At 72.5% G+C, this 17,795-nt stretch carries 16 protein-coding genes and 1 tRNA gene; 9 read left to right on the forward strand and 8 right to left on the reverse strand.

All coding sequences use genetic code 11. From position 1 onward, the window contains the following. The first annotated feature begins 24 nt into the window (after nucleotides 1-24). Both ACZ4XX_RS02980 and ACZ4XX_RS02985 read left to right on the forward strand, forming a co-directional pair. The gene (locus ACZ4XX_RS02980) at nucleotides 25-801 is read left to right on the forward strand and encodes a SigE family RNA polymerase sigma factor (RefSeq protein ID WP_468506234.1); all 777 of its coding nucleotides are present in this window, start codon (nucleotides 25-27) and stop codon (nucleotides 799-801) included. Beyond that, nucleotides 798-1,994 (forward strand): hypothetical protein, encoded by a 1,197-nt coding sequence (locus ACZ4XX_RS02985; RefSeq protein ID WP_468506235.1) that lies wholly within the window; start codon nucleotides 798-800, stop codon nucleotides 1,992-1,994. Before ACZ4XX_RS02980 ends, ACZ4XX_RS02985 begins: the two co-directional genes overlap by 4 nt. Before the next feature lie 77 nt (nucleotides 1,995-2,071). Here ACZ4XX_RS02985 and ACZ4XX_RS02990 read toward each other — a convergent pair whose 3' ends face one another. Together ACZ4XX_RS02990 and ACZ4XX_RS02995 are read right to left on the reverse strand one after the other, a co-directional pair. Then, nucleotides 2,072-2,812: an SURF1 family protein gene (locus tag ACZ4XX_RS02990; protein WP_468506236.1), complete on the reverse strand. Its 741-nt coding sequence runs from the start codon at nucleotides 2,810-2,812 to the stop codon at nucleotides 2,072-2,074. 56 nt (nucleotides 2,813-2,868) lie between these two features. Then, entirely contained in the window at nucleotides 2,869-4,713 is a 1,845-nt protein-coding gene (locus ACZ4XX_RS02995; protein WP_468506237.1) for a S9 family peptidase, read from the reverse strand. Between the two features lie 62 nt (nucleotides 4,714-4,775). Here ACZ4XX_RS02995 and ACZ4XX_RS03000 point away from each other — a divergent pair, with 62 nt between their 5' ends. Further along, a complete protein-coding gene (locus tag ACZ4XX_RS03000) occupies nucleotides 4,776-5,609 on the forward strand; it encodes a class I SAM-dependent methyltransferase (protein ID WP_468506238.1) in 834 nt (277 codons plus the stop codon). A gap of 54 nt (nucleotides 5,610-5,663) precedes the next feature. On the opposite strand, the gene ACZ4XX_RS03005 is transcribed toward ACZ4XX_RS03000, so the two are convergent. Together ACZ4XX_RS03005 and ACZ4XX_RS03010 are read right to left on the reverse strand one after the other, a co-directional pair. Further along, nucleotides 5,664-5,948: a DUF6191 domain-containing protein gene (locus ACZ4XX_RS03005; RefSeq protein WP_468506239.1), complete on the reverse strand. Its 285-nt coding sequence runs from the start codon at nucleotides 5,946-5,948 to the stop codon at nucleotides 5,664-5,666. 32 nt (nucleotides 5,949-5,980) lie between these two features. Further along, nucleotides 5,981-7,012 (reverse strand): Lrp/AsnC family transcriptional regulator, encoded by a 1,032-nt coding sequence (locus ACZ4XX_RS03010; RefSeq protein ID WP_468506240.1) that lies wholly within the window; start codon nucleotides 7,010-7,012, stop codon nucleotides 5,981-5,983. Between the two features lie 149 nt (nucleotides 7,013-7,161). Here ACZ4XX_RS03010 and ACZ4XX_RS03015 point away from each other — a divergent pair, with 149 nt between their 5' ends. The 3 genes from ACZ4XX_RS03015 (at nucleotide 7,162) to ACZ4XX_RS03025 (ending at nucleotide 10,187) form a co-directional block, all read left to right on the forward strand. Then, on the forward strand, nucleotides 7,162-8,691 hold the full coding sequence (locus tag ACZ4XX_RS03015; RefSeq protein WP_468506241.1) for a tetratricopeptide repeat protein: 1,530 nt from the start codon (nucleotides 7,162-7,164) through the stop codon (nucleotides 8,689-8,691). Nucleotides 8,692-8,711: 20 nt separating this feature from the next. Beyond that, nucleotides 8,712-9,731, forward strand: coding sequence for a YdcF family protein (locus tag ACZ4XX_RS03020; protein ID WP_468506242.1), 1,020 nt, complete (start codon nucleotides 8,712-8,714; stop codon nucleotides 9,729-9,731). Nucleotides 9,732-9,905: 174 nt separating this feature from the next. After that, nucleotides 9,906-10,187: a hypothetical protein gene (locus ACZ4XX_RS03025; RefSeq protein WP_468506243.1), complete on the forward strand. Its 282-nt coding sequence runs from the start codon at nucleotides 9,906-9,908 to the stop codon at nucleotides 10,185-10,187. Nucleotides 10,188-10,377: 190 nt separating this feature from the next. Here ACZ4XX_RS03025 and ACZ4XX_RS03030 read toward each other — a convergent pair whose 3' ends face one another. Then, nucleotides 10,378-11,565: a serine/threonine-protein kinase gene (locus ACZ4XX_RS03030; RefSeq protein WP_468506244.1), complete on the reverse strand. Its 1,188-nt coding sequence runs from the start codon at nucleotides 11,563-11,565 to the stop codon at nucleotides 10,378-10,380. 278 nt (nucleotides 11,566-11,843) lie between these two features. On the opposite strand from ACZ4XX_RS03030, the gene ACZ4XX_RS03035 reads away from it, so the two are divergent. Beyond that, entirely contained in the window at nucleotides 11,844-12,722 is an 879-nt protein-coding gene (locus ACZ4XX_RS03035; protein WP_468506245.1) for a glycosyltransferase family 2 protein, read from the forward strand. A gap of 148 nt (nucleotides 12,723-12,870) precedes the next feature. Here ACZ4XX_RS03035 and ACZ4XX_RS03040 read toward each other — a convergent pair. Both ACZ4XX_RS03040 and ACZ4XX_RS03045 read right to left on the reverse strand, forming a co-directional pair. Then, nucleotides 12,871-12,944, reverse strand: a tRNA-Pro gene (locus ACZ4XX_RS03040). A 214-nt stretch (nucleotides 12,945-13,158) separates the two neighbouring features. Then, nucleotides 13,159-14,097, reverse strand: a complete 939-nt coding sequence (locus ACZ4XX_RS03045) for a metallophosphoesterase (RefSeq protein WP_468506246.1) — start codon at nucleotides 14,095-14,097, stop codon at nucleotides 13,159-13,161. Nucleotides 14,098-14,171: 74 nt separating this feature from the next. Between ACZ4XX_RS03045 and ACZ4XX_RS03050 the strand changes: the two genes are divergently transcribed. After that, nucleotides 14,172-14,636 carry a GatB/YqeY domain-containing protein gene (locus ACZ4XX_RS03050; protein WP_468506247.1) on the forward strand — a complete coding sequence of 155 codons (465 nt, stop codon included), beginning with the start codon at nucleotides 14,172-14,174 and terminating at the stop codon, nucleotides 14,634-14,636. Between the two features lie 120 nt (nucleotides 14,637-14,756). Here ACZ4XX_RS03050 and ACZ4XX_RS03055 read toward each other — a convergent pair whose 3' ends face one another. Beyond that, nucleotides 14,757-17,000 (reverse strand): transglycosylase domain-containing protein, encoded by a 2,244-nt coding sequence (locus tag ACZ4XX_RS03055; protein WP_468506248.1) that lies wholly within the window; start codon nucleotides 16,998-17,000, stop codon nucleotides 14,757-14,759. Between the two features lie 416 nt (nucleotides 17,001-17,416). Between ACZ4XX_RS03055 and ACZ4XX_RS03060 the strand changes: the two genes are divergently transcribed. Then, nucleotides 17,417-17,761, forward strand: a complete 345-nt coding sequence (locus tag ACZ4XX_RS03060; RefSeq protein WP_015034550.1) for a WhiB family transcriptional regulator — start codon at nucleotides 17,417-17,419, stop codon at nucleotides 17,759-17,761. Nucleotides 17,762-17,795: the final 34 nt, after the last annotated feature.

Below are 17,795 nucleotides of genomic sequence, written 5' to 3' on the forward strand. Positions count from 1 at the left end.
CGGGGGGAAGCGTGTCCAACATGCGTGGCAGACGTACTCGACATCGCGACCGTCGCTCCGCTGCGCGGCGCGGGCACCGCTGTGCTCCCCGCGCGGAGCGTCGCCGTCGTCCCCGTACGCGGCACGGCGGTCGTCCCCGCGCGTGGCTCCGCGGTCGTTCCCGTACGCGGCTCCGCGGTCGTCCCCTACCGCCGGCCGCGCGCGCTCGGCGGCATGCCGGTGATCGCCCCCGTGCCCACCGGATCCCGCGCGAGCTCCGTGGACGGCATCCCGTCGCCCCGGACCAGCGCCGAAGGCGCCCCGGCGGCCGGAACGACCGTCGACCACCTGACCGAGACCTACCGTGCCCACTACCGGTCGCTCCTCGGCCTCGCCGCCCTGCTCCTCGACGACACCGCCTCCTGCGAGGACGTCGTCCAGGAGGCGTTCATCCGCGTCCACTCCGCCCGCAAGCGGGTGCGCGAACCGGAGAAGACCCTCGCCTATCTCCGCCAGACCGTCGTGAACCTCTCCCGGTCCGCGCTGCGCCGCCGCATCCTCGGACTCAAGCTGCTGTCCAAGCCGATGCCGGACATGGCCAGCGCGGAGGAGGGCGCGTACGACCAGCTGGAGCGCGAGGACCTGATCAAGGCGATGCGCGGACTCCAGCGTCGGCAGCGCGAGGTGCTGGCCCTGCGGTACTTCTCGGACATGACCGAGGTCCAGGTCGCCGAGGCGCTCGGGATATCCCTGGGTTCGGTGAAGGCGTACGGTTCGCGGGGCATCGCTTCACTGCGCGTCGCGATGGGAGCGACGTCGTGACCGAGGCACCCCGCAAGGACGTCGAGAACGGCGACGACGGCGTCGAGAACGACGTCCCCGATGAACGTGACGACCTGAGTGGACAGCGCATGGTGAACATCGAGCCCGGCCCCGGCGAGGGCGACGGGGACGACGAACTCGCGCTGCGGCGGCTGTTCCAGAGCGCCGTGTCCGGCCTGGAACCGTCCCTCGGCTCGCTCGATCACCTGCGCCGTGCCGTACCCGCGCGCCGCGCCCGCAAGCGGCAGGCCGTCGTCGGCGCCGCCGCCGCCGCGGTCCTCATCGGCACCGCCGTACCCGCCTTCGTGCACGTCGCCTCCTCCGGCGGCGTCTCCGCCGCCGGCAACCCCGTGAACGCCGGCCACGGCGAGGAGGCCCAGGGCGGCACCGGCGCCGAGACCGGCATCGAGGGCGGCCAGAGCGCCGCGCCCCCCGCGAGCACCGTGTCGCCCAGTCAGGGCGCCACCGACGGCTCCGCGGGCAAGCCGCAGCGACCCGGCCCCGGCGTGTCCTCCACCAGCCGGCAGGAGGCGGAGGCCCGCCCCGGAGGCTTCGCCGCGTGCGCGGTCGAGCAGCTCGGCGTCAGCTCGGCGGGAGCCGGCGGACCCGACGGCGAGGGCAAGGTGCACGGCACCTTCCGCATCGCCAACATCTCCGACCGGGTGTGCATCGTCGACGGCAGCGGAGTCGTCGGCTTCGAGGCCCGCGGCGCCGCCGACCCGGCGCGGATCTCGGTGGTCCGGCACACCTCGGGAGACGGGGGCAGCGGACTGCCCGACCCCTCCCAGGAGTTCTCCTCGCTGGCCCTGAAGCCGAACGCCTCCTACGAGGTGAAGTTCGTCTGGGTGCCGAGCGAGACCTGTCCCACGACACCCACCAGCCCGACCCCGACGGTGCCGCCGCCGACCGAGCCGCCGACCACGCCGCCGACGACGGACACCCCGACCAACGGCACGGGCACCCCCGACCCCAGCGAGGGCGCGGGCTCCGGAGGAAGCGGCACCGATCCGGGCACCGGCCCCGACACCGGCTCCGGCGCCGCGCCCCAGCTGCTCCACGAGGACGGCGGCCCGGCGGACGGCAGCGTCCTGGTCAGCCATGTCGCGGAGCCGGGCGGCCCCTCGGCGTCGGCGACGATCCCCGACGCCTGCGCGGGCACGATCTACTGGACCGGGGTCCTGGCCGGCTCCTGACCTGCGGGCCGGCTCCTGACCTGCGGGGCGGCTCCTGACCTGCAGGCCGACTTCCGACCTGCAGGCCGGCTTCCGACCTACAGCCCCAGCGCCTCGTCGCGGGTCGCCTCCGCCTCGCGGCGGACCAGGCGGAACCACATGAAGAGGACGAACCCGGCGAAGACGAACCACTCCGCGGTGTACCCGAGGTTCTGGAAGGCCTTCGCGTCCAGACTCGTGCCCGCCGCGGCCGCCGCCGGAACCGGGGTGAGCCCGGCGGGGGAGTCGGCGAGGGTGATCCAGGCGTCGTACACGTCGTCCGTGACCACGTTCACCAGGGAAGCCGCGCTGATCATCCCCAGCTGGCCCTCGGGCAACCCGCCGGCCGCGGCCGCACCCTTGGTGCCGCCGTTCTCCGAAGCCTGGAGCGCGCCCACCACCGTGACCTCGCCGGACGGCGGGGCGGGGGCCTCCGCGCCCGTGGGGAGCCAGCCGCGGACCACCGGAAGCGACCTGCCCCCGTCCGTCCGCAGCAGCGTCAGCACATAGCTGCCGGTCCGGCCGTCCAGATCACGGTCCGGGACGAGGAACTGCGCCCCGAACCGGCCGCGCGCCTCGGCCGAACGGCCCGAGGTCTCCTTGTCCACCGGGAGCAGGGAGACCAGCGGCTCCGCCTTCAGCGTGCTCGCGGCGGGTCGCTTCTCGGCCGCCTCGTGGGAGTCGACGCGATCCTCGAACTTGCCCAGCTGCCAGGTCCCCATGAACACACAGAACGGGATCGCCAGCAGGACGAAGACGTTGATCCCCCACCAGCGGGGCGTTCTCAGGAACCGGTACACGCCCCCACGGTACGCAAGCCGCCCCGGCCCCCCGTCGGCCGGGTCCCCGGCCGAGGTCAGCTCCGCACCGGACCACCCCCCAGATGCTTGGCGGCGAACGCCAGGTCCAGGCCGACCTGCTTGATCCGCTCCTCCACCACCAGTGAGCCGTGGCCCGCGTCGTAGCGGTACACCTCGTGGACCGCGCCCCGGCCCTTGAGCCGGTCGACGTAGTTGTCGATCTGGCGGATCGGGCAACGCGGGTCGTTGACGCCGGCCGAGATGTGCACCGGGGCCCTCACCGCGTCCACGTACGTCAGCGGCGACGAGGCCGCGTACCGCTCGGGCACCTCCTCGGGGGAACCGCCGAGCAGCGTCCGGTCCAGGGCCTTGAGGGCCTCCATCTCGTCCTCGTACGCCGCGACGTAGTCCGCGACGGGGACCGCGGCGAGCCCGACCGCCCAGGCGTCCGGCTGCGTACCGATGCCGAGGAGCGTCAGATAGCCGCCCCAGGAGCCGCCGGACAGCACGAGCCGCGACGGGTCGGCGAGGCCGCTCGCCACCGCCCAGGCGCGGACCGCGTCGATGTCCTCCAGCTCGATCAGACCGACCCGGTGCTTGAGCGCGTCCGTCCACTCCCGTCCGTACCCCGTGGAGCCCCGGTAGTTGACCCGCACCACCGCGTACCCGTGGTCCACCCAGGCCGCCGGGCCCGACGCGAAGGCGTCGCTGTCGTGCCAGGTGGGGCCTCCGTGCACCTCGAAGACCGTGGGGAACGGCCCCTCGCCCGCCGGCCGCTGCACGAGCGCGTGGACCCGGCCGCCCGGGCCCTCCACCCACACGTCCTCCACCGGCACCGACGGCGGGGCCTTGGGGCCGGGCGGGTCGAGGACGACGACGCCGTCCGTGGACCGCACCACCGGCGGCTCGGCGGCCGAGGACCACAGGTACTCGACGCTGCCGTCCGGCCGGGCGGTCGCGCTCGACACCGAACCGGCCGGGGTGTCGATCCGGACCAGGGCGCCGGTGGCGATCTCGTACCGCCACAGCTCGCTGCGGGCCTCGAAGCTGTGCACGATCAGCAGGCCCGAGCCGTCCGGGTACCACTCGGCCGACACGTCGCCCGGCAGGTCGAGCCGGAGATCGGTCTCCGTGCCCGCCGCCACGTCCCAGATCATCGGCTCCCAGCGGCCGCGCCGCTGGTGCCCGACGAGCAGCCGGCCGTCACCCTCCACGGGCGCGAACCCGAGCACCGCGAGCCCCAGCTCCTCCGTGCCGCCCTTCGTGTCGTCGAGCTCGGCGAGCACGCTCGCGTCCGAGGAGCGCAGCACCCGCAGCGCCGAGTGCATCGCGTCCCCGTGCTCGGTGTGCTCGATGGCGATCAGCGAGCCGTCGTACGACAGGTCGCCGACCCCGGCCGACTCCCGGTGCCGGTAGATCTCGACCGGCGCGCCCGCCCCGGGGCGTACGAGATGGACCGTCGAGCCGTCCTCGTCCGTGGAGCGGCCCACCAGGAGCGTGCCGTCCCTGCCGATGGCGAGCCCCGCCGGGTAGGAGGCGTCGAGGCCCGGCACGGCCGGCTCGTCCGCGCCGCCGGCGAACGGCTGGCGCATCCACACCCCGAACTCGTCCCCGTCGGTGTCCGCGAACCACCAGATCCAGGCGCCGTCCGGCGACAGGGTGCCGTCCGTCGTGCCGTTCGGCCGGTCCGTGACCTGACGCTGCTCCCCGCTCGCCCGGTCCCAGGCGTACAGCTCGTACGTCCCCGTCGCGTTCGACACGAAGAGCGAGCGGTCCGGGGCCTCCTCCGCCCACTCGGGAAGGGAGACGCGCGGCGCGCGGAAGCGCCGCTGCCACGCGGGGGCCTGGTCGGTGAGCTCGCCCTCGAGCTCGGAGTTCTTGCTCTCAGTCATGGCACCCATGATGCTCCGCGCGGCGGACAATCGGGTCGCGTCACCCTCAACCTGTGGATAACCTCGCCGACATGTACTCGCCGACGCCCGAAGACTGGCACGAGGTCAACCGCGCCCGCTGGGACGAGCGCGTCCCGATCCACGCCGCGAGCGACTTCTACGCCCTCGACGCCTTCCGCGCGGGCAAGGACGCCCTGCGGGACTTCGAGCTCGCGGAGGTCGGCGACGTCACCGGACGTTCCCTGCTGCACCTGCAGTGCCACATCGGCCTCGACACCCTCTCCTGGGCCCGCCACGGCGCCTCGCACGTCGTCGGCCTGGACTTCTCCGAGCCGGCCGTCGAGACCGCCCGCTCGCTCGCCGCGGACCTGGGCCTCACGCAGGACCGGGCGGCCTTCGTCGCGGCCGATGTGTACGACGCCGCGGAAGCCGTCCCGGACAGCGGGTACGACATCGTCTACACGGGCTGCGGCGCGCTGAACTGGCTGCCCGACATCGAGCGCTGGGCGGAGACCGCCGCCTCGCTGGTCGCCCCCGGCGGCTTCCTCTACGTCGCCGAGTTCCATCCGCTCACCGACTCGCTCGACGACGAGACCGGCAGCCGGATCGTGAACGACTACTTCGTCCGCGACCCCTGGGTGGACACCAGCCCGGGCACGTACGCCGAGCTCGACGCCGCCACCGTCCACAACCGCAGCGTGGAATGGGTGCACCCGGTCGGCGAGGTCGTCACCGCCCTCGCCAGGGCCGGCCTGAGGATCGAGTTCCTGCACGAGCACGACGCCTCGCTGTACCCGCGCTACGGCGCTCTCCAGCGGCACGAGGACGGCTACTACCGCTTCCCGGCGGACCGGCCCCGCATCCCGATGATGTACTCGGTCAAGGCGACCCGCCCGGCCGCCTGAGCGAGAGCCCGGCGGCTCACGGAAGCTGGATGACCGCGCGCCCGCGCCGGCGGCTCACGGAAGCCGGATGACCGCGCGCCCGCCCGTGAGGTCCACCGTCGAGTGGTGCGGCGGGGCGCCGTCCTCCTCGTCGTCGCGCAGCACCAGGGCGCTCTGACGCTCCTTGAGCTCGTTCTGCTTGCCCTGCGAGAAGGTGGCGTGGAGCTGCTCGAAGCCCGTCGACGAGATCTGCCCGCGGCGCTTCCCGCGGCCGGTCATGCGCAGGATCTGGTCGGCGAACGCGATCGCGGTCAGCAGGATGACCAGACCGGGCAGCGTCACGAACACGGCGAACTCCATGCCCGCCATCAGACCACGTCCGGACGGGCGTGTCAGGGGGTGCCGGGGCGGATGTGGTGCAGCCGCCGACCGTCGGGGCCGAGGACCTGCGCCCCGATCTTGTGGGTGCGCAGCGCGAGCGCCGTGCCCGCTATCCGCAGCGCCGGGGCGGCCCGCACGAACGCGGACATGACCTCGTGCAGTTCGTCGACCGTGCGGAGCCACATCGCGACGGCCAGGTTGTGCGGGCCGGTGACGGAGGTGACCAGCCGGGTCTGGGGCAGCCGGGCGAGCGCCGCCACGGTCGCCGGCACCTCCAGGGGCGGTACGTCGGTGGTGATCATCGCCCACATCGGACGTCCGGAGAACCTCGGGGCCGGCAGGCAGTGGTGGTGGAGGGCGCCGCCCGCGGCCAGGGCGTCCAGCCTCCGCCGCACCGTCGACTCGCTCGTACCGCACTGCCGGGCCAGCTCGGCGGCGCTGCGGCGGGCGTCCCCCGCGAGTTCCGCGATCAGCCGGTGGTCGAGTTCCGTGAGGTTCGGGCAGGGGCGCGCGTGCGGGCGGGGCCGTCGGTCCCCGGCCGTGAGCTCCGTGAGGAGCTGTACCTGACCGGGGGTGAGCTGCTCGATCCGGGACCTGTACGGGCGGTTGTGCATCCGGGTGACGACCTGCGTGCGGCACCGGAGGACCCCGGGCAGCCGCCGCACGCGGCCGGCGAGATAGCCGTCGAGGGCGTACAGGTCGGGGCTGATCACGAGCAGGACGAGGTCGGCGTCCCCGGTCACCTGGTGGACGCCGAGGGTGTGGTGATCGCCCGAGACCTCGATCGCGACGGTCTCGGAGGTGCCGGCGGCGCACTCCAGCTCGACCCAGGCGTAGAGCATCTCGTCCGAGCCGTGGCGGGCGGCGAGCAGCGAACTCCAGGCGTACCCACCTGCCGTGAGGTGCTCCCAGCGCCGGGCGAGGGTGTCCGGACTAGCCCCCAGTACGGCCGAGAGCTGGGTCCAGCTGGCGCGCGGGGCCATCTGCAGTGCGTGGATCAGCGAAAGATCCGCCTCTCCCAGGACGGATTCCCCGGTCGTCATTTCCCTCCCTGGTCGATCCCCGGCAAACCGTGGGTGTGGGTTCCGAGGCGCCCCAGGATGGTGAACCGAGGCGTTTGCATTCAAGCCGCAACGGCGGTCGTTCGCCATGGACTCGGGCACAAGTCATACACGGTGAGAGGACGGGGGCGATGCGCATGGGGTTCGAGGATCCACCCGAGGGCGCGGAGCGGACGTTCCGGGGCGGTCCGGTGGGCGAGGAACGGCCTCCGTGGGGCGGTCCGGTGGGCGAGGAGCTGCCGTGGGGCGGTCCTGCGGCCGGGGGCCTGCCGTGGGGCGGTCCTGCGGCCGAGGAGCTGCTGCTGTGGGGCGAACCGGTGAGCGCCGACCAGCTCGCCGCCGCCGAGCGCGGATACGCCCGCTGCGGTCCCGCCGAACGGCTGCTGTGGGAGCGGCTGTCCGTCTTCGAGGGGACCTTCGGACGGGACGCCGTCCACGAGGTGTGCGTGTCGTGGACGCTGCCCCCGGGGACGATCCTCGCCGTTCTCGACCGGCTCGTGCCGCTCGCCCTCCTCCCCGTCGACGACCTGTTCGCCGGCGAGGACGACGTCCCCCGCTACTGGATGCCGCACCCGATGCGGGCCGTGGGCGCCCGCCGGCTCACCGAACGCGGTGACCGCCCGGACCTCGTCCTGCGGCACCGGCGCTGGTGCGTGAAGCTCGCCCGGCGGGCCGCCGACTGGTGGCAGAGCGGTCGGCAGCTCGACGCCCGCGACCTCGCCCTGCGCGAACTCCCGGACCTGGCGGCCGCCATGGATCCGACGACCGCGCCGCACTCCGCGGACGACGAGGCGGGCACCGCCGTCGAGGTCGCCGTCTCGCTCTGGTTCCTGTGGGTGGTCTGCGGGCGGGTCGCCGAGGGCCGGACCCGGCTGCGGCACGCCCTCGCCCTGCTCGACGGGGAGCCGACGGCCCGCGCCCTGTGGCTCGCCGCGTTCCTGGAGCTTGAGTCGGGCCGCCCGGAGGAGGCCGATCCGCTTCTCGTCCGCGCCTGGGCCGCGGCCGTACGGGACGGGGACGACGGAGCCCTCGGGCTCCTCGCCCACCTGCGGGGCTCGACCGCGCTCTACCAGGGGCGCACGCGCGCGTCGGCGGACGAGTTCCGGGAGGCCCTCGCGCTGATGGGGGAGTACCCGGAGTTCGGCCCGACCCGGCACGCGTGCTGGGCGGGCATCGCGCTCGCCCTGTGCCGTACGGACCCGGAGGCCGCGCAGGAGGCCCTCGACCAGGCCGACCTGGACCGCGAGAGCCGGTGGTCGTGGCTGGGCCGTGACATGCACGCAGAGGCCTGGTCGTACATCGCCCGTGCCGAGCTCGCGGCGTGGGACGGGGATCTGGAGCGGGCAGCCGACCACGCCCGGTGGGCGCTCCGGGAGCATCTGCGCATGGGGTCGGCGGCGGGTGCGGCCGGTGCGGCGGAACTCCTCGCCCAGATCCGGGTGTCGGCAGGCAGCCGGGACGCGGCGGCCCATCTGCTGGGCGCGGTGGACCTGTTACGGAACTCGGCCTTCGACACCTCGTACCGGCCCGCGGAGTTCTGCGTGGTGACCCGGGCCCGGAGCGAGCGGGCGCTCCGGCTGCTGCTCGGCGGCCGGGAACTCCGGTACGCCTACGAAGAGGGCGCGCGACGCGGCCTGTTCGCCCTGGCGGGGGAGGCCTGAGGTCTGCCTACGATGCCGTCATGTCGTACGCCTTCGCCGTCGCCGCGGTCTTCCTGCTCCTCTTCGCGCTCGGCGTACGACGGGACCGGCGCCGCTTCGGCAACGCCGTACTCCTGGGTCTCGCCGTCACCTTCTTCGGGATCGGGCTGCTCGCCGGGATCGAGGACGCTCCGCCCGGCGTCGCCGAGACGGTGATGATCTGCGGGCTGCTGGTGCTCGGCCTCGGCCCGGTCGTCCTCGCGGGGCTGCTCACCGCGAACGGCGTGAAGATGGTCCGCAAGGAGGGCAGAAGCCCGTCCAACCTGCTCTCGCTGCTCGCCGGACTCGGCATGTTCGGCGTGATGGTCCTCGCGGTGACGGCCGCCGCCACCGACTCGTGGGCCCTGCGGGTACTCGTCGTCACCCTCCTCCTCGTCCTCGGCTACGTCTCCTTCCTCTTCGTCTGCTTCGTCGGCTACGCGTTCCTGTACGGCCGGATGAGGATCCGCCGCGAAGCCGATTACGTCGTCGTGCTCGGCTCCGGCCTGATCGGCGGCCGCCGGGTGCCGCCGCTGCTCGCGAGCCGCCTGGACCGGGGGCGCGAGGTGCACGAGCGGCTGGCGGCGCACGAGCGGCGCGCCGGCGACGCCCCCGTCCTCCTCCTCTCGGGCGGCCAGGGACCCGACGAGGAGGTCCCCGAGTCCCACGCGATGGCCGACTACCTCGTCGAGCGCGGCTTCCCGCCGGGCGCGCTGGTGCGCGAGGACCGCTCGCGCACCACCGAGGAGAACATGATCTTCAGCAAGGAGCTGATGGAGCGTGACCGGCCCGGTTCCTCGTGCGTGATCGTCACCAACAACTTCCACGCCTTCCGGGCCGCCATCCTGGCCCGCCGCGCGGGCCTGGACGGCCAGGTGGTGGGCTCGCCGACCGCCGCCTACTTCTGGCCGTCGGCGACCATGCGTGAGTTCGCCGCGGTCTTCCTCCAGTACAAGGTGGTCAACCTCGGGATCCTGGCGACCCTGATCCTGCTCGGGGCACTCGTGTGGGCGAGCCGCTGAGGCCGGCGCTCGGTCATTCGGGGTGCTCCGTTCCGCGGGGGCGCGCTGATCGGCGTACCGGTCCATCTGACCACCGGGCCGGCGGGGCCGCACTCCGGCCGTGATCCGCGGCGGGCACCGCGGGAGCGGCGGGATCGGGGGTCCGTACCTACTCTGGAGGTACGGAGGTCACCCATGAGCCGACGGCACCACTTCCACATCGACCACCTCGGGCACTCGGTCTCCGCGACCGTCCAGACCGGGCACAGGTCCGTCGTCGAGATCCTCGTCGACGGCAAGGAGACCGGCCATGCCCCGATCAAGGACGACGAGCAGGTCACGGTCCCGGTCGAGCTGCCGACCGACCCGCCGACGACGGTGACGGTACGGGCCTCCACGGGGCCGGGCGAACCGCGCTGCCTGCTGCTCGCGACGGCGGACGGGGAACCGCAGGTGATGGAGCCGCGGCCGTACTGAGGTCCCCCTGGTGCCGCCCAGGCCCTACTGAGAGGCCCTGGTGCCACCGCGCGTACAGAGGAGGCCTGGGTGCCACCGCGGCCGCCTGCAGGGCCCCGTGGTGCCGCCGAGGCCCTATCCGGGGGCTCCGTCGCCGCCCCGAGGCGGACGGGTGCCGTCGTGCCGCCGTAGGCCGTACCGGAGCCGCCGGTCAGGAGAGCCAGGCCATCCCGATGATCATGAAGATCACGAAGGCGATGGCGCCGGCGACGGCGGCCGTCTTGCGCGGACGGCGCCGGGAGAGTTCCGCGAGCCCGCCGGTGGTGCTGCCGGGCCGCTCACGCCGCCGGGACGCGGGCGCCCCGGCGGACGAGGGTCTGTGCGCCTGTGCGGGCGCGGATCTGCGGCCGTGTCCCTGCGCGGGCATCGGGGCCGGTGCGGGCATGGGCGCGGCGCCCGGCATCGGGGAGGCCCCCGGTATCCGTCCCGTCCCCGGCAGGGGCGCGGAGCGGGTGGCGGCGCCCGCCGGGCGGCCGGCGGTGTGGTGCGGGGCGTGCGGCCCGGGCTGCGCCGGGGCGGGCCGGCCGTAGGCGCGCCAGGCGCCGGAGGAGAACCAGTCCGCGATGGCCTGGGCCGGCGGCCGCTGCTCCGGCTGCTTGGCCAGCAGGCTCAGCAGGTACGTCTCGAACTCGGGCGGCAGCGCCACCCCGAGCCGGCCGGGCGGCACCGGAGCGGTGTCGATGTGCTGGTAGAGCAGGGCCGTGGCGGTGTCCGCGCGGAACGGCGGGCGACCCGTGAGGAGTTGGTACAGCACGCAGCCGAGCGAGTACACGTCGGAGGCGGGCGAGGCGGGCTGCCCGAGGGCGCGCTCGGGGGCGAGGTAGAGACCCGTGCCGACGATCTGGCCCGTCGTCGTGAGCGCCGCCGAGGGGTCGTCGACGAACCGGGCGATGCCGAAGTCGGCGAGCTTCACCGTCCCGTCGGCGTCGACCAGGAGGTTCCCCGGCTTGATGTCGCGGTGCACGACGCCCTGCCGGTGCGCGGCGGCGAGCCCTGCGGCGGCGTGCGCGGCGACCACGGCGACCCGCTCGGCGGGCAGCAGCAGCGGATCGGACGGGCTGCCGGCGAGGCTGTCGCCCTCCACCAACTCCATGACGAGGAAGAGCTTTCCGTCCCAGGTGCCGAAGTCGAAGACGCCCACCACGTGCGGGTGGCTGAGCCGGGCGGCGGTCTGTGCCTCCAGCCGGAACCGGTCGGCGGCGGAGGGGTCGGTCCCGTGCGCCAGCATCAGCTTCACGGCGACGTCCCGGCCGAGCACCTCGTCGGTGGCCTGCCACACCTCGCCCATACCGCCCCGGCCGATACACACATGAAGCCGATATCGGTCCGCGACCAGCACCTGGAGACCACCCCTTCGACGATCGATCAACTTGACGGAAGGGAACCAGCGTAGAGCCGCCGGGTGACGCCGTTCGCCGCGCTCCCCCCGCGGCGTCCACCGATCCCCGTGAAGAAGCCCACGTCCGGTCGCCCCGCCCCGGTGATACGGGCGGGGTGATGGACGACGGCCGAGGCTCGGGTGAACGGAAGGTGGCGTAGGCCGGTTAGCATCGCGGGCCGGAGTGAGTCCGGAAATGAGTGCCGGCGGACGCCGGTGACCGTGGAACGGAGAGAGTCGTGGCGCGACCTCGTGTGGGTGTGGCGGTACTGACGATGGGCACGCGCCCCGACGAGCTGCGGGCACTGCTCGACGCCGTGGCGGCACAGGACGAGGCCGCCACCCGGATCGTGGTCGTCGGCAACGGCACCGGGACCCTGCCGGACCTCCCCGACGGCGTGACCGGGGTCGAACTGCCCGAGAACCGGGGCGTGTCCGGGGGCCGGAACGTCGCGATCGAGACACTGCGCGCGTTCGGCGACGTCGACGTGCTGGTGGACCTCGACGACGACGGCCTGCTCGTCGACACGGACGTCTTCCGCCGCCTGGCCGACCTGTACGAGGGGGACGACGCCCTGGGCGTCGTGTCGTTCCGCATCGCCGACGAGACGGGCGAGACGCAGCGCCGCCACGTCCCGCGCCTCGGGGCGAAGGACCCGATGCGCGGCGGGGAGGTCACGACCTTCCTGGGCGGCGGCCACGGTCTGTCGATGGCGATGCTCGACGAGATCGGCGGCTGGCCGGAGGACTTCTTCTTCACCCACGAGGAGACCGACATGGCCTGGCGCGCCCTCGACGCGGGCTGGAAGGTCGTCTACGAGCCGAAACTCCTCCTCCAGCACCCGAAGACCAGCCCGGCCCGGCACGCCGTCTACTACCGGATGACCGCCCGCAACCGCGTCTGGCTCGCCAAGCGGAATCTGCCGGTCCTGCTCGTCCCCGTCTACCTGGGCGTCTGGACCCTCCTCACGCTGGCCCGCACCCGCTCCCTGCCGGGCCTGGCGTCCTGGTTCGCCGGCTTCGCGGAGGGCGTCCGCCGCTCCTGCGGCCCCCGCCGGCCCATGCGCTGGTCCACGGTCCGCCACATGACCCGCCTGGGCCGCCCGCCGGTCATCTGACGGAAGGCCGCCGCCCGCCCCACGGGCGGCAGCCCACCGGGATCCACCGGCACCCCCGGTGAATCCCGGCGTTCCCGAAGACCCCGGAAACCACTCAGGGGCCTGACCCGCTTTCGCGGATCAGGCCCCTGAACTGGTCTTACGGCTGTCGGGGTGGCGGGATTTGAACCCACGACCTCTTCGTCCCGAACGAAGCGCGCTGCCAAGCTGCGCTACACCCCGATGTCGCTGCTCTGTTGTTCACGTCGCGGCGACATCGATTACTTTAGCCCACGCGCGCGCTGAGGCGAAATCCGGTTTTCGGGCGGTCGCGGCGCAGGTCGGATGCGGTCCGGGCGCGGGCGGCGCCCCGGCCCGGGACGGGGCGCCCGGGTGCACGGCGGACGCCGGCACGGGGGACCCGTGGTGCGGTGAGGACACGCGCCCGCCGCAGGGGTCAGGAGCGGGCCGTCAGCGTCAGGAGGGTGACCTCGGGCGGGCAGGCGAAGCGGACCGGGGTGAAGCGGCTGGTGCCGCAGCCGGCCGAGACGTGGAGGTAGGACGTGCGGTCGCCGACCGTGTGGGTGGAGAGGCCCTTCACCCGGTCGGTGTCCAGGTCGCAGTTGGTGACGAGCGCCCCGTAGAACGGGATGCACAGCTGACCGCCGTGGGTGTGCCCGGCGAGGAGCAGCTCGTACCCGTCGCCCGTGAAGGCGTCGAGCGCGCGCAGGTACGGGGCGTGGACCACGCCCACCGAGAAGTCGGCCGACGCGTCGGGGCCGCCGGCCACCCGCTCGTACCGGTCGCGCTTGATGTGCGGGTCGTCGACGCCGGTGAACGCGAGGTCCGCCTGCGGCAGCTTGAGCCGGCCGCGGGTGTTGGTGAGGTCCACCCAGCCCGCCGCGTCGAAGCCGTCCTTGATGTCCTCCCACGGGTTGTGGACGGCGCCGACGACCGGCTTGTTGCCGTTGAGGCCGTGCCGGCCCTGCGCCCTCTCGAGGAGGTACCGGGCGGGGTTGCGGAGCCGGGGCCCGTAGTAGTCGTTGGAGCCGAAGACGTACACGCCCGGGAACTCCATCAGCGGGCCGAGCGCGTCGAGGACCTCGGGCACCGCATCCGGGTCGGAGAGGTTGTCGCCGGTGTTGACGACGAAGTCCGGGCGGAGCCCGGCGAGGGACTGGAGCCAGGCGCGCTTCTTGCGCTGGCCGCTCACCATGTGGATGTCGGAGACCTGGAGGACCCGCAGATCGGCCATGCCGGGAGGGAGCACCGGGACCGTCACGCGGCGGAGCCGGAACGAGCGGGCCTCGAAGCCCGCCGCGTAGACGATTCCCGCGGCCGCCGTCGCCGTGAGGCCTGCAGTGATCTTCAGGGGGATGCCGTACCGTGCGCGCATCCCCCCATCGTCGCAGACCCTCCGGGCGTAAATGCGCGGGCGGGTGGGGCGGCACACCTGCCACACTTGACCCCATGACCACGCTGAAGGCGAAGCTCCAGGCCGACCTCAACGCCGCGATCCGGGAGCGCGACGAACTGCGCTCCTCGACTCTGCGGCTGACCATCACCGCGATCACCAAGGAGGAGGTCGCGGGCAAGACCAAGCGCGAACTCTCCGACGACGAGGTGCAGAAGGTGATCGCCAAGGAGGCGAAGAAGCGCCGCGAGGCAGCGGAGGCCTTCGCCCAGGGCGGTCGCACGGAGTCCGCCGAGCGCGAGAAGGCGGAGGGCGTGCTCCTCGACGCGTACCTGCCGAAGCAGCTCAGCGACGAGGAGATCGACGGGATCGTCGCGGCGGCCGTCGCGGAGGCGAAGGCGGCGGGCGCCGAGGGCCCGCGTGCCATGGGCGCCGTGATGAAGATCGTGAACCCGAAGGTGGCCGGCCAGGCCGACGGCGGCCGCGTCGCCGCCTCCGTGAAGAAGCTCCTCGCGGGCTGATCCCCCGGAGAGCCGCGACGGACGGAACGAGGAAGGGCGCCCCACCGAGGTGGGGCGCCCTTCCTGTCGTCCGGGTGACTTCCGCCGTCCGGGTGACGTCGGGCTGTCGCCCGTGTGACGTCAGCGGTTTCCGCGACCGCCGCGTCCGCCGCCCAGCAGGTCCGGCGGGATCGTGATGGTCGGGAACGTGTTGGTCGGGGGCTTGGTGTCACCCGGCTTGCCGTCGCCCGGCTTACGGGGCTTGTTCGGCTTGTTCGGGCCCTCGTCGCCCTCCTCCTTCTCCTTGGGCTTCTGGGCCCGCGGGACGGAGATGGGGGCGAAGCCCGGCGTCTCGGAGGCGTTGAGGGCCCCGGTCATCGCGATCTTCCAGATGGGGCCGGGGAGGCAGCCGCCACAGACCTTGTCGTACGTCACGCCGCCGATGGTGATGTCGTACATCGACTGCTTCTCGCCGACGTCGTCGCCGACCCAGACCGCGGTGGAGAGGTTCGGGGTGTAGCCGACGAACCACGCGTCCTTGCGGTCGTTGGTCGTACCGGTCTTGCCCGCGTTGTCGCGGTCGCTGAGGCCGGCCTTGGTGCCCGTGCCGTCCTCGACGACGCCCTTCAGCATCTGGTTGATCATGTCGGCGGTGCGCTCGCTCATCGCGCGGCTGCACTTGGTGTCCGGCACGTTGAGCTTGTCGCCGTTGGCGGCCTTGACGGACTCGATGGCGATCGGGGTGCAGTGCAGACCGCGGTTGGCGAAGGTCGCGTAGACGGTCGCCATGTCGAGCGGGGTGCTCTCCTGGGCGCCGAGGGTGATCGAGGGGAGTTCCTTGACCTTCTTGCCGAGCTCACGCTCGTACCCGACGTTCTTGGCCATCGTGATCGTCTCGCACAGGCCGGCCATCTGCTCCAGCTTGGCGAAGTACGTGTTGATGGACTTGCCCAGGGCGCCGGTCATGTCGAAGGAACCCTCCTCCGACTTGAGCTCGTTGCCGATCTCCCAGTTCTGGTAGCCGGCCGGCTTGCCGTCGCAGCGGGTGAAGTCGCCCTCCGGGATGTTGATCTTCCAGGGGGTGTCGAAGCTCTGCGCCGGGCTCAGACCCTTCTCGAGCGCCGCCGCGGCCGTGATCGGCTTGAAGGTCGAGCCGACCTGGAAGCCGTACGTGGTGCCGCCCATCTTGCTGCCGACGGCGAGGTTCAGCGTCGTCTGGTGCTGCTTCTGGTCCAGGCCGTACGGGCGGGACTGACCCATCGAGAGGATCTTGCCGGTGCCGGGCTGGACCTGCACGACCGACGCGGCGACCGGGTCGTCCTTGTTGATCTTCGCGATGGCGGCCTCGTTGGCGGCGGCCTGCGCGCGCGGGTCGAGCGTGGTCCTGACGGTGAGACCGCCCAGGTTCCACAGCTTCGTCCGCTCCTCGGCGGTCTTGCCGAAGACCGGGTCGCTGAGGATCGTCTTGCGGACGTAGTCGCAGAAGAAGCCGGCGCCGTCGACGGCGGTGATGCAGCCGTTCTTCGGGGTCTTGACCTTCAGCTTGAGCGGAGCGGCCTTCGCCTTGTCCGCCTCGGCCTGGCTGATGTCCTTCACGTCGGCCATCCGCTGGAGGACCACGTTGCGGCGCTTGGTGGCTTCCTGGATGTCGTTGATCGGGTCGTAGCGGCTGGGCGACTGGACGAGACCGGCCATCATCGCCGCCTCGCCGAGGCTCAGGTCGGCGGCGCGCTTGGAGAAGTACCGCTGGGAGGCGGCCTCGATGCCGTACGCCTGCTGCCCGAAGAACGTGATGTTGAGGTAGTTCTCCAGGATCTTCTTCTTGCCCAGCTCCTCCTCGACCTGGATCGCGAACTTCAGCTCGCGGACCTTCCGGCCGATGGTCTGCTGGGTGGCCTGCGCGACCTTCTCGGGGTCGTCACCGGCCTCCTCGACGAAGACGTTCTTCACGTACTGCTGGGTCAGGGTCGACGCGCCCTGCGAGACCCCGCCCGACTGCGCGTTGCGGTTGATCGCGCGCAGCACGCCCTTGAGGTCGATCGCCCCGTGCTCGTAGAAGCGGCCGTCCTCGATCGCGACGATCGCCTTCTGCATGTACGGGGAGATCTTGTCGAGCGGGACGACCGTCCGGTCCCGCGAGTACACCGTGGCGATCAGACCGCCCTCGGAGTCCAGGATCTTGGTGCGCTGACTCAGCGGTGGGGTCTTCAGGTTGGAGGGGATCTCGTCGAACCCCTCGACCGTGCCCTTCGCGGCCAGACCCAGTGCGCCGGCCGCGGGCAGGGCGATGCCCGCCAGCACGGCTCCCGCGAGCACACTGACACCGAGGAACTTGGCGGCCTGCTGGGTCCCGGTCAGACCACCGCCGGAGCGCTGTTTTGCCATGGGGGCAGCCTACGTTCTCATTCGCCGGACACACGTATATGCCTTGGCCTAAGCTGCTCCCAACTGTCACAGCAGTGTGGTCTGGCATCAAGACCCGGGTGTGACTCAGGCATGAATTCCCATGAACCCGAAACATGGGGACCTCGTGTCCGATTCCGGCTCATGCGTCACGCGGTGCCCGAAGTGGCACCGTCAAAGAAGGGCGTATCCAGGTGATATGTCCGCTATCACACGCATGTCCTTCGATCACTCCCCTGGGTGATCTGACGCGCACGCATAGTCCGTTCGGGCCATCCAAGATTGGGCCCGAAGGGGGTGTTGCGCTGTGCCCACCTTCCGTAACGTCCCAACTGGCAGCGGTGAATATGCCGCTGCCGCCGTGGGGGAGCCTCGATTCGGGAGAGGACGGCGCCGGTATGGGCTGGGTAGCTGACTGGAGTGCGCAGGCGGCCTGCCGCACTACCGATCCGGATGAACTTTTCGTGCAGGGAGCGGCACAGAACAGGGCAAAGGCGGTGTGCACCGGATGCCCGGTGCGGACCGAGTGCCTCGCCGACGCCCTCGACAACCGCGTGGAGTTCGGTGTGTGGGGCGGCATGACGGAGCGCGAGCGTCGCGCACTGCTGCGCCGCAGGCCGACCGTCACCTCGTGGCGCCGGCTGCTTGAGACCGCGCGCACGGAGTACGAGCGGGGAGCGGGCCTGCTGCCCGTGGCGATCGAGGACGACGCGACGTACGAGGCGTACGCCGCGGTCGGCTAGGCCCGGTGGACCGGGCCCCGCCGGGCCGGGCCCC

The sequence above is a fragment of the Streptomyces sp. NPDC029956 genome (assembly GCF_055574655.1).

Bases quoted from the DNA above. Each gene is read 5' to 3' on its own strand.
- ACZ4XX_RS03025 (WP_468506243.1), top strand. From the start codon at position 9,906: ATGAGCCGACGGCACCACTTCCACATCGACCACCTCGGGCACTCGGTC.
- ACZ4XX_RS03020 (WP_468506242.1), top strand. From the start codon at position 8,712: ATGTCGTACGCCTTCGCCGTCGCCGCGGTCTTCCTGCTCCTCTTCGCG.
- ACZ4XX_RS03005 (WP_468506239.1), bottom strand. From the start codon at position 5,948: ATGGAGTTCGCCGTGTTCGTGACGCTGCCCGGTCTGGTCATCCTGCTG.
- ACZ4XX_RS03055 (WP_468506248.1), bottom strand. From the start codon at position 17,000: ATGGCAAAACAGCGCTCCGGCGGTGGTCTGACCGGGACCCAGCAGGCC.
- ACZ4XX_RS03015 (WP_468506241.1), top strand. From the start codon at position 7,162: ATGCGCATGGGGTTCGAGGATCCACCCGAGGGCGCGGAGCGGACGTTC.
- ACZ4XX_RS02995 (WP_468506237.1), bottom strand. From the start codon at position 4,713: ATGGGTGCCATGACTGAGAGCAAGAACTCCGAGCTCGAGGGCGAGCTC.
- ACZ4XX_RS03050 (WP_468506247.1), top strand. From the start codon at position 14,172: ATGACCACGCTGAAGGCGAAGCTCCAGGCCGACCTCAACGCCGCGATC.
- ACZ4XX_RS03010 (WP_468506240.1), bottom strand. From the start codon at position 7,012: ATGACGACCGGGGAATCCGTCCTGGGAGAGGCGGATCTTTCGCTGATC.
- ACZ4XX_RS03045 (WP_468506246.1), bottom strand. From the start codon at position 14,097: ATGCGCGCACGGTACGGCATCCCCCTGAAGATCACTGCAGGCCTCACG.
- ACZ4XX_RS03000 (WP_468506238.1), top strand. From the start codon at position 4,776: ATGTACTCGCCGACGCCCGAAGACTGGCACGAGGTCAACCGCGCCCGC.
- ACZ4XX_RS03060 (WP_015034550.1), top strand. From the start codon at position 17,417: ATGGGCTGGGTAGCTGACTGGAGTGCGCAGGCGGCCTGCCGCACTACC.